General features: G+C 34.9%; 6 protein-coding genes, 2 tRNA genes, 3 rRNA genes and 1 other annotated feature. All 11 genes read left to right on the top strand.

The annotated features are described in order from the left end of the window. Positions 1 to 1,118: ribosomal RNA gene (locus tag DR020_RS11605) — 16S ribosomal RNA — on the top strand; the annotation flags it as partial. Between the two features lie 198 nt (positions 1,119 to 1,316). Beyond that, positions 1,317 to 4,220: ribosomal RNA gene (locus DR020_RS11600) — 23S ribosomal RNA — on the top strand. A gap of 67 nt (positions 4,221 to 4,287) precedes the next feature. Continuing rightward, positions 4,288 to 4,405: ribosomal RNA gene (rrf, locus tag DR020_RS11595) — 5S ribosomal RNA — on the top strand. Positions 4,406 to 4,411: 6 nt separating this feature from the next. Then, positions 4,412 to 4,488, top strand: a tRNA-Ile gene (locus tag DR020_RS11590). A gap of 5 nt (positions 4,489 to 4,493) precedes the next feature. Then, a tRNA-Ala gene (locus DR020_RS11585) sits at positions 4,494 to 4,569 on the top strand. 75 nt (positions 4,570 to 4,644) lie between these two features. Then, positions 4,645 to 5,178, top strand: coding sequence for an HD domain-containing protein (locus tag DR020_RS11580; RefSeq protein WP_055260140.1), 534 nt, complete (start codon positions 4,645 to 4,647; stop codon positions 5,176 to 5,178). Between the two features lie 328 nt (positions 5,179 to 5,506). Beyond that, positions 5,507 to 6,904 carry an NAD(P)/FAD-dependent oxidoreductase gene (locus DR020_RS11575; protein WP_112366033.1) on the top strand — a complete coding sequence of 466 codons (1,398 nt, stop codon included), beginning with the start codon at positions 5,507 to 5,509 and terminating at the stop codon, positions 6,902 to 6,904. Next, a complete protein-coding gene (locus tag DR020_RS11570) occupies positions 6,894 to 7,148 on the top strand; it encodes a DUF1667 domain-containing protein (protein WP_407695573.1) in 255 nt (84 codons plus the stop codon). Before DR020_RS11575 ends, DR020_RS11570 begins: the two co-directional genes overlap by 11 nt. Positions 7,149 to 7,577: 429 nt before the next feature. After that, positions 7,578 to 7,706 carry a hypothetical protein gene (locus DR020_RS12650; RefSeq protein ID WP_265327748.1) on the top strand — a complete coding sequence of 43 codons (129 nt, stop codon included), beginning with the start codon at positions 7,578 to 7,580 and terminating at the stop codon, positions 7,704 to 7,706. A gap of 165 nt (positions 7,707 to 7,871) precedes the next feature. Then, positions 7,872 to 8,071, top strand: a binding site (T-box leader). A gap of 95 nt (positions 8,072 to 8,166) precedes the next feature. Continuing rightward, on the top strand, positions 8,167 to 9,444 hold the full coding sequence (gene serS / locus DR020_RS11565) for a serine--tRNA ligase (protein WP_112366032.1): 1,278 nt from the start codon (positions 8,167 to 8,169) through the stop codon (positions 9,442 to 9,444). Positions 9,445 to 9,694: 250 nt separating this feature from the next. Continuing rightward, positions 9,695 to 10,537 (top strand): Rossmann-like and DUF2520 domain-containing protein, encoded by an 843-nt coding sequence (locus DR020_RS11560; protein WP_112366031.1) that lies wholly within the window; start codon positions 9,695 to 9,697, stop codon positions 10,535 to 10,537. The last annotated feature ends 2 nt before the right edge of the window (positions 10,538 to 10,539 follow it).

Below are 10,539 nucleotides of genomic sequence, written 5' to 3'. Positions count from 1 at the left end.
GCCGCGTGAGTGATGAAGGTCTTCGGATTGTAAAGCTCTGTCTTTAGGGACGATAATGACGGTACCTAAGGAGGAAGCCACGGCTAACTACGTGCCAGCAGCCGCGGTAATACGTAGGTGGCAAGCGTTATCCGGATTTACTGGGCGTAAAGGGAGCGTAGGCGGATATTTAAGTGGGATGTGAAATACCCGAGCTTAACTTGGGAGCTGCATTCCAAACTGGATATCTAGAGTGCAGGAGAGGAGAATGGAATTCCTAGTGTAGCGGTGAAATGCGTAGAGATTAGGAAGAACACCAGTGGCGAAGGCGATTCTCTGGACTGTAACTGAACGCTGAGGCTCGAAAGCGGTGGGGAGCAAACAGGATTAGATTACCCTGGTAGTCCACGCCATAAACGATGAATACTAGGTGTAGGGGCCCCAAGCCTCTGTGCCGCCGCTAACGCATTAAGTATTCCGCCTGGGGAGTACGGTCGCAAGATTAAAACTCAAAGGAATTGACGGGGACCCGCACAAGCAGCGGAGCATGTGGTTTAATTCGAAGCAACGCGAAGAACCTTACCTAGACTTGACATGTCTTGAATTACCAGTAATGTGGGAAGTTCCTTCGGGAACAGGAACACAGGTGGTGCATGGTTGTCGTCAGCTCGTGTCGTGAGATGTTGGGTTAAGTCCCGCAACGAGCGCAACCCTTATTGTTAGTTGGTACCATTAAGTTGACCACTCTAGCGAGACTGCCCGGGTTAACCGGGAGGAAGGTGGGGATGACGTCAAATCATCATGCCCCTTATGTCTAGGGCTACACACGTGCTACAATGGCAAGTACAAAGAGAAGCAATACTGTGAAGTGGAGCAAAACTCAAAAACTTGTCTCAGTTCGGATTGTAGGCTGAAACTCGCCTACATGAAGCTGGAGTTGCTAGTAATCGCGAATCAGAATGTCGCGGTGAATACGTTCCCGGGTCTTGTACACACCGCCCGTCACACCATGAGAGTTGGCAATACCCGAAGTCCGTAAGCTAACCGTAAGGAGGCAGCGGCCGAAGGTAGGGTCAGCGATTGGGGTGAAGTCGTAACAAGGTAGCCGTAGGAGAACCTGCGGCTGGATCACCTCCTTTCTAAGGAAGAATATCTTAGGAAAACTAAGATGATAATAAAGAATGCTTCTTAAATATCTGTTTAATTTTGAAAGACTAAGTTCTTTCAAAATTATGTTCTTTGAAAATTACACATAAGTATTAATAAATAGAGTAAAGCCAATTAAATTTACTATTCTTTGTAAAATTGATTGCAACTATCTAAAAGATAGAAACAAAGGTCAAGCTACAAAGGGCGTATGGTGAATGCCTTGGCATCAGGAGCCGATGAAGGACGTGATAAGCTGCGATAAGCTTTGGGTAGACGCACATAGTCTGAGATCCAAAGATTTCCGAATGAGGAAACTCACATGGGAAACCCCATGTATCGTTAACTGAATAAATAGGTTAACGAGGGTAAACCTAGGGAACTGAAACATCTAAGTACCTAGAGGAAGAGAAAGAAAAATCGATTTTCTAAGTAGCGGCGAGCGAAAGGGAAAGAGCCCAAACCGGAAACTTGTTTCCGGGGTTGTGGATAGAACATAACGAGAAACTATAACTAATTGAAGAGAGCTGGAAAGCTCTACCGTAGAAGGTAATAGTCCTGTAAATGAAAGTTAGAGTAATCAAGTTCTAATCCAGAGTACCACGAGACACGTGAAACCTTGTGGGAAGCAGGGAGGACCACCTCCCAAGGCTAAATACTACCTGATGACCGATAGTGAAGCAGTACCGTGAGGGAAAGGTGAAAAGAACCCCGGGAGGGGAGTGAAATAGAACCTGAAACCATATGTCTACAACCGATCAAAGCACCTTATGTGTGCGATGATGTGCTTTTTGTAGAACGAGCCAACGAGTTACGATATGTAGCAAGGTTAAGTACTTAAGGTACGGAGCCGAAGGGAAACCAAGTCTTAATAGGGCAACTAGTTGCATGTCGTAGACCCGAAACCGGGTGACCTATCCATGGCCAGGTTGAAGCGAGGGTAAAACCTCGTGGAGGACCGAACCACGTTGCTGTTGAAAAAGCATGGGATGAGCTGTGGATAGCGGAGAAATTCCAATCGAACTCGGAGATAGCTGGTTCTCCTCGAAATAGCTTTAGGGCTAGCGTCGAATATGAGTAATGGAGGTAGAGCACTGAATGGGCTAGGGGGCATAGCGCTTACCGAACCTTATCAAACTCCGAATGCCATATACTATAAGTTCGGCAGTCAGACTACGAATGATAAGATCCGTGGTCAAAAGGGAAACAGCCCAGATCGTCAGCTAAGGTCCCAAAGTGTAAGTTAAGTGGAAAAGGATGTGGGATTTCTAAGACAACTAGGATGTTGGCTTAGAAGCAGCCACTCATTAAAAGAGTGCGTAATAGCTCACTAGTCGAGAGATCCTGCGCCGAAGATGTTCGGGGCTAAAACTTACCACCGAAGCTACGGGCTTGAATTTATTCAAGCGGTAGAGGAGCGTCGTAATCGGGCTGAAGTCATACCGTAAGGAGTGGTGGACTGATTACGAGTGAGAATGTTGGCATTAGTAGCGAGATGTAGGTGAGAATCCTACAGGCCGAATACCTAAGGTTTCCTCAGGAAGGCTCGTCCGCTGAGGGTTAGTCGGGACCTAAGCCGAGGCCGAAAGGCGTAGGTGATGGACAACTGGTTGATATTCCAGTACCACTACCATCGTTATTATCGATGGCGTGACGCAGGAGGATAGTGTGTGCTAGCTATTGGATGCTAGTCTAAGCATTTAGTCAGTTACAATAGGCAAATCCGTTGTAATAATGATGAGATGTTATGGGGAAGGTTCTACGGAACCGAAGTACATGATTCCACGCTGCCAAGAAAAGCGTCTAGAGAGAGAAGTAGTGCCCGTACCGCAAACCGACACAGGTAGGTGAGGAGAGAATCCTAAGGCCGGCGGAAGAATTGCAGTTAAGGAACTCGGCAAATTGATCCCGTAAGTTAGCAATAAGGGATGCCTATGAGAGTAGGCCGCAGAGAATAGGCTCAAGCAACTGTTTAGCAAAAACACAGGTCTCTGCTAAAGCGTAAGCTGATGTATAGGGGCTGACGCCTGCCCGGTGCTGGAAGGTTAAGGGGAACACTTAGCGTAAGCGAAGGTGTGAACTTAAGCCCCAGTAAACGGCGGCCGTAACTATAACGGTCCTAAGGTAGCGAAATTCCTTGTCAGGTAAGTTCTGACCCGCACGAATGGCGTAATGACTTGAGCACTGTCTCAACTGCAAATCCGGCGAAGTTGTAGTACCAGTGAAGATGCTGGTTACCCGCGATTGGACGGAAAGACCCCGTAGAGCTTTACTGTAGCTTAGCATTGAATTTCGGTATTGTCTGTACAGGATAGGTGGGAGACTGAGAGACTAGGGCGTCAGCCTTAGTGGAGTCGACGTTGGGATACCACCCTGATAGTACTGAAGTTCTAACTGGCGGCCATGAATCTGGTCACAGGACATTGTTAGGTGGGCAGTTTGACTGGGGCGGTCGCCTCCTAAAAAGTAACGGAGGCGCCCAAAGGTTCCCTCAGAACGGTCGGAAATCGTTCGAAGAGTGCAAAGGCAGAAGGGAGCCTGACTGCGACACCCACAAGTGGAGCAGGGACGAAAGTCGGGCTTAGTGATCCGGTGGTACCTCGTGGGAGGGCCATCGCTCAACGGATAAAAGCTACCTCGGGGATAACAGGCTGATCTCCCCCAAGAGTCCACATCGACGGGGAGGTTTGGCACCTCGATGTCGGCTCGTCGCATCCTGGGGCTGAAGTAGGTCCCAAGGGTTGGGCTGTTCGCCCATTAAAGCGGCACGCGAGCTGGGTTCAGAACGTCGTGAGACAGTTCGGTCCCTATCCGTCGCGGGCGTAGGAAATTTGAGAGGAGCTGTCCTTAGTACGAGAGGACCGGGATGGACTGACCTCTGGTGTACCAGTTGTTCCGCCAGGAGCACAGCTGGGTAGCTAAGTCGGGAAGGGATAAACGCTGAAAGCATCTAAGCGTGAAGCCCACCTCAAGATGAGATTTCCCATAGCATAAGCTAGTAAGACCCCTTGAAGAACACAAGGTTGATAGGTCAGAGGTGCAAGTATGGTAACATATTTAGCTGACTGATACTAATAGGTCGAGGGCTTGACCTAATTAACTTTATGTTAATACTTAGTGTAATTTTGAGAGAATATATCTTTCAGATAAATAACATGATTATCTGGTGATAATGCTCTTTAAGGTAACACCCGTTTCCATTCCGAACACGAAGGTTAAGCTTTTAGAGGCTGATGGTACTGCATGGGAGACTGTGTGGGAGAGTAAGTGGTTGCCAGGTTTACATGGATCTTTAGCTCAGTTGGTTAGAGCAACCGGCTCATAACCGGTAGGTCCGGGGTTCGAGTCCCTGAAGGTCCACCATATTTGGGGGTATAGCTCAGTTGGGAGAGCACCTGCCTTGCACGCAGGGGGTCAAGAGTTCGAATCTCTTTACCTCCACCAAAAGAACTACTTTAAGTAGTTCTTTTTTTATATAAAAATAATAGTTATATTCAATATTTATTTTAGGAGTTAATAATGATATATAGAATTAAGCAAGCTATATGGGCAATAAGTTCTAATTTTAAAGAAATTGATTATACTTATATTAATAAATATTTAGATAAAAATGAAATTATACTTTTTAATAAGTTAAAACGTTCTGAGAAATATCATTGTATAAGGGTTTGTTATGATTGTTTAAGAATAAACTCTGAAAATAAGTTAAATATAGATGAAGTAGTTTTAGCTAAATTAGCTTTATTACATGATATAGGTAAAATTGATTATGGATTAAATTTAATTGAAAAATCAATATTGGTAATTTTAAACAAGATTACTAAAGGAGCTCTTAAAAATTTTTCTAATTTCAAAAGTGTAGATGTATATTACAATCATGGATTAAAAGGGAAAAATATATTACTAAGGGAGCAAAAAAAAAATTTATCAAGCAATTTGTATAATGATGAGTTTTTAAATGCAATAGAAAATCATCATAAAAATATTAATGATAAAACTTTTAATAATAATATATTATTAAAAATTTTATTGGAAGCTGATAATATTAATTAGTTATTAGTTATGTATAGAAATAAAATATAATTCTTAGTATGAGTTTAATAATTTTATATTATTAGGCTCATTTTTTAATTTATTTTATAATTAAATGTTTAAACTTATATAATGCTTTGTTTTAAATTGTAATGCTTTTAATATTATAAAAAAATATTTATGAAAATAAGTGTTAAAAATTATATAATATAAGTTATAATCAAATTAATTAAGTCTTTTATTGGATAATGTTTCTTTTACACTGTGTATAGTTTTGTTAGTTAATATAATTAATGAGTGAAATAATTTAAATAAATATAAATTTATAAAATTGGGAGTTGAAAAATTAATGGATTATGATGTTTTAATTTTAGGTGGTGGGATAATAGGATGCGCTGTTGCCTATGAATTATCAAAATATAATTTAAATATAGCAGTTATAGAAAAAGATTTTGATATAGCAGATGATATTTCTTTTTTTAATACATCAATAGTTTATGACGGATGCGAATGTAAAGATAATTTAATAAGCGCATTAGAAGAAATGGGCAATTCTATGTTATCTAGTATAACAAAAAAATTAAATGTTTCTTTTAAGAAGTTACCTAATTTAACTGTTGCAACTGATGAAAAATCTTTAAAAGTTTTAGAAGAAAGATATAAAAGATCATTAGATAGGGCTTTAACTGGAATTAAACTTATAGATGGTGATGAGGCTAGAAAAATAAATCAAAGGTTGGGTGATGATGTTATAAAAGCTCTTTATTCAGAAAGTACCGCTATTATAAAACCTTATGATTTAGCAATAGCTTATGGTGAAATTGCTTATGATAATGGAGTTGTTTTTAGATTAGAGGAAATTGTTACTGATATTCAAAGTTTATCAAATGGTTTTAGAGTAACAACAAATAAAAATAAATTTAAATGTAAATTTGTAGTTAATACTATTCCAGGTGAAAAATATTTATTAGATGATATAAGAGAGGAAGATAATGCCGGATTTAATTTAAAAACTTATTATGTAGTTTTAAATAATTTAAAGAATATAGATAAGAATTCTATACTTTCTAAAATAGAAGATAAAGATAATTCAATTGTTTTTATGCCAAGTTCTTGTAATGAACTTATAATTGGAGTAAATTCTAGTACAGAATTAAGTAAAAAGGAAGTTATAAACAAAGTAAAAATGATAATGCCTGACTTAAAAAGAAAAGATGTAAAGGATGTATTTTATGATAATCATCATAAAGATATAATGATAATAGATGATAGTGACGCAAATAAAGGTTATATTAAAATAACAGGGAAATATTATGGAGAGGTTACTATTTCTCCTGCCATAGCTACTATAATAACTGAGACTATAGTGGAAGATTTAAAGTGTGGTGAAAATAAAAGTTTTGTTGATAAAAGAAGGGAATTTTATAAATTTCGTGATTTATCAATAGAAGAAAGAAATGAACTTATAAAATTGGATAATAGGTATGGAAAAATAATTTGTATGTGTAATCAGATAACAGAAGGTGAAATTGTTGATTCTATAAGAAGACCGTTAGGAGCTAGGACGGTTGAAGGAATAAAAAGGAGAACGGCTGCAACTTTTGGCGATTGCAATGGTGCGTACTGTATAAGTAGTATTATCGATATATTAGCAAGAGAGTTAGATAAAAAACCAACTGAAATAGTTGAGGATTCTAAAAATTCTCATGTTTTAACTTGTAGGATAAAAGAATTTAATGAAATTTAACAATGAAAGGGAGATTGTAATGGAAGATGAACTTTTTACAAGTGTAGTTAGGCTTAGAGGATCTAAATTTCATGTAGTTCCTGTAAAGAGTAGTAAACCAGTGCCACATAATAAGTGGATAGAGTTTTCTAAAATACTTAGTAGATTATATGTTGGGGTTCCAACAAAAATAGGTAGTGTCGTATGTAGAAATATATTAAATACAGGAATTGATATAATTTGTACAAAAAATATTGATGAATAATTGAGAACTGCTTGTTAATATAGTATTAAAAGTAAATTTTAATAAGCAAATTAATAAATATTTGAAAAAAAACAAGAAAATTTTTTATTATAAATTAAATTTTTTTGTTTTTTTTATAAAATATTTTAAAATAGTTATGGATATTATATACATAAAATACTGTAATTATAATAAAATATAAAAAAAGAAGTTAAAAATGCAAGAAATAATTTTAATTATTCATTTTAAATATTAATGAATATTTCCTTGTTTAAATTTATTAAGGAATGTATGAGATTTTTTAATAAATTATTAGGTAAAAAGTTAAATACTCATGTGTTTTATAAAAATTATTTTATAGATGAATTTCTATTGTAAAGCTACAAATTAAGTGTTAATCTGTATTCGAAGCAAGAACAATTTATAAGTTAGATTTAGGAGATGGTTATTATGACAAGATTTTCAACAGTAAACGCAGATACACTTTTAATGATAGAATCATTAAATAGAAAAAATGAAAAAATAAATAAAAAAGGAACAAAATTATCACAATTATTTGCATCATTAAAAAGAAAATGATTAAATTTTTATGGATTGATTTATTTATAAATTTAAATTATTTAGGTTTATAGTTTAAAATTATAATGAGAAGGTTATAATTTATAATATGCAAAATATACTTATAGTAAATTAAATTCTTGACATTATATTGCAATAGCTTTACTATATTATTAGTAAAATAAATATTAACCTTTGAGCAGGCTAGTAATGTTTGTTAGTATTTTAGAGAATCAGTGGTTGGTGTAAACTGATATGCTATATTCATGAATCCACCTGTGAGGGACTGTGATTAAGCAGTACGGTTTTAACCGTTATAATTTTTGAGCGGATGGATTTTTTAATCTATCAATTAGGGTGGCAACGCGGAGTTTTTCGTCCCTTTGTATGAGGGAAAATGAAAGACTCTTTTTTATTTTGTCTAAAATTAATAATCATATAAAAATATATATTTTAAAATAAATGAAAGGAAGAATAAAAAATGCTAGATTTAAAAAGAATTAGAAATAATCCAGAAGAAATAAAAGTATTATTAGCAAATAGAGGAGAAGATTTTGATGTTACGTGTATAGATGAAGTTGTTGCATTAGATGAAAAAAGAAGAGCTATACTTGTAGATGTTGAGGCTTTGAAGAGTAAGAGAAATCAAGTATCTGCTGAAATTCCAAAGAGAAAAAAGGCAGGAGAAGATGTTACTGCTGTAATGGCTGAAATGAGAGAAATTGGGGATAAGATAAAAGCTGATGATGCAAAAGTATCAGAAATAGATGAAAAAATAAATTATATAATGCTTAGAATACCTAATATACCAAATCCTCAAGTTCCAGATGGGGAAACTGATGAAGATAATGTAGAAATAAAAGTTTGGGGCGATAAAACAAAATTTGATTTTGAGCCAAAAGCCCATTGGGATTTAGGAACTGATTTGAAAATTTTAGATTTTGAAAGAGCAGGTAAAACAACTGGATCAAGATTTACTTTTTATAAAGGTGCAGGTGCTAGATTAGAAAGAGCTATAATAAATTACTTTTTAGATAAACATGTATTTGATAATGGGTATACTGAAATATTACCTCCTTATATGGTTAATAGAGAAAGTATGACTGGAACAGGTCAATTACCTAAATTTGAAGAAGATGCATTTAAAATTGAGAATAATGGATTTTTCTTGATTCCAACTGCTGAAGTTCCAGTAACAAATTTTTATAAAAATGAAGTATTAAGTGGAGAAGAACTTCCAATAAAACATGTTGCTTATAGTGCTTGTTTTAGAGCTGAAGCAGGTTCAGCTGGAAGGGACACAAGAGGTCTTATAAGACAACATCAATTTAATAAGGTTGAGCTTGTTAAATTTTGCAAACCAGAACAAAGCTATGAAGAATTAGATAAGTTAGTTAAAGATGCTGAATCAGTTCTTCAAGGTTTAGAAATACCTTATAGAATAGTTAGAATATGCAAAGGTGATTTAGGATTCACTGCTGCATTAAAATATGATATAGAGGTTTGGATGCCAAGTTATAATAGATATGTTGAAATATCAAGTTGTTCAAACTTTGAAGATTTCCAAGCTAGAAGAGCTAACATAAAATACAGAGAAAATCCAAAGGATAAACCACAATTTGTTCATACATTAAATGGATCAGGTGTTGCAATAGGTAGAACTGTAGCTGCTATATTAGAAAATTATCAACAAGCAGATGGAAGTGTAAAAATTCCTGAAGTATTAAAAGCATTTATGAGATGTGATGAAATAAAATAATTTTGAAAATAAAATGCTATATCAAAATTAACATTTTGATATAGCATTTTTATATTTAATTAGAAATATAAGGAAAAATATGTTTTGTGTATTGAATAAATTATTTATATATGATATTTTAAATAAGGATGGTATCTTATGAACCATACTATTATTTATTTTGATTATATTTGAATTAAAAACGCTCATACTTATGATGAGATGAGACGAGATAGTATCATCACACTCTAATTTTTTGGAGGTGGTATTTATGAAAATTGGTTTTATTGGAGCAGGAAAAGTAGGTTTTTCTCTAGGTAAATACCTTGCAGAAAATAATATAACTGTATCTGGATATTATAGTAAAAATGAAAACTCATCTAAGGAAGCATCAATGTTTACTAATACAAAACAATTTCTTAACTTAAAGGATTTAGTTAATGAGAGTGATGCTATTTTTATAACCACACAAGATAGTTTTATATCTTTAATCTGGAATAGATTAAAAGATTTAAATATAGACGGTAAAATTATTTGTCATTGTAGTGGTTCATTATCTTCAAGTATATTTTCAAATATAGATAAGTACGGTGCTTATGGCTATTCAATTCATCCTTTATTTGCAATTTCAGATAAGTATAATTCTTATAAAATATTAAATGAAGCCTTTATAGCTATTGAGGGTCATAAAAAATATTTAAGTGATTTTGAGATGCTATTTAAAAGCTTAGGAAACAATGTTCAAGTAATATCTAAAGAAAATAAGGTGCTATATCATGCTGCAGCAGTAACTTCTAGTAATTTAGTTCTAGGTCTTATAAAAGATGGCATAGATTATTTAGTTAAATGTGGGTTTAGTGAGAAATCAGCAATGGAAGCGTTATATCCTCTTATATCGTTTAATATAAGTAATGTTAAGGATAAAGGCATTGCTAATAGTTTAACTGGGCCTATTGAAAGAGGAGATTTATCTACAGTGAAAGAACATTTATCTGTAATTGATTCTAGTAATGTGGAGTCTTATAAGATGTTATCAAAAAAAATATTAGATATTGCAAAGATTAAAAATAAAGATAGAGATTATAAAGTTATTGAAAATTATTTGGAGGAATAAAC

Source organism: Sarcina ventriculi (assembly GCF_900456775.1).
GTDB classification, from domain to species: Bacteria; Bacillota; Clostridia; order Clostridiales; family Clostridiaceae; genus Sarcina; species Sarcina ventriculi.
This window is presented reverse-complemented; position numbering and strand designations above follow the sequence as displayed.

Bases quoted from the DNA above. Each gene is read 5' to 3' on its own strand.
- DR020_RS11580 (WP_055260140.1), top strand. From the start codon at position 4,645: ATGATATATAGAATTAAGCAAGCTATATGGGCAATAAGTTCTAATTTT.
- DR020_RS11575 (WP_112366033.1), top strand. From the start codon at position 5,507: ATGGATTATGATGTTTTAATTTTAGGTGGTGGGATAATAGGATGCGCT.
- DR020_RS11570 (WP_407695573.1), top strand. From the start codon at position 6,894: ATGAAATTTAACAATGAAAGGGAGATTGTAATGGAAGATGAACTTTTT.
- DR020_RS12650 (WP_265327748.1), top strand. From the start codon at position 7,578: ATGACAAGATTTTCAACAGTAAACGCAGATACACTTTTAATGATAGAA.
- serS (WP_112366032.1), top strand. From the start codon at position 8,167: ATGCTAGATTTAAAAAGAATTAGAAATAATCCAGAAGAAATAAAAGTA.
- DR020_RS11560 (WP_112366031.1), top strand. From the start codon at position 9,695: ATGAAAATTGGTTTTATTGGAGCAGGAAAAGTAGGTTTTTCTCTAGGT.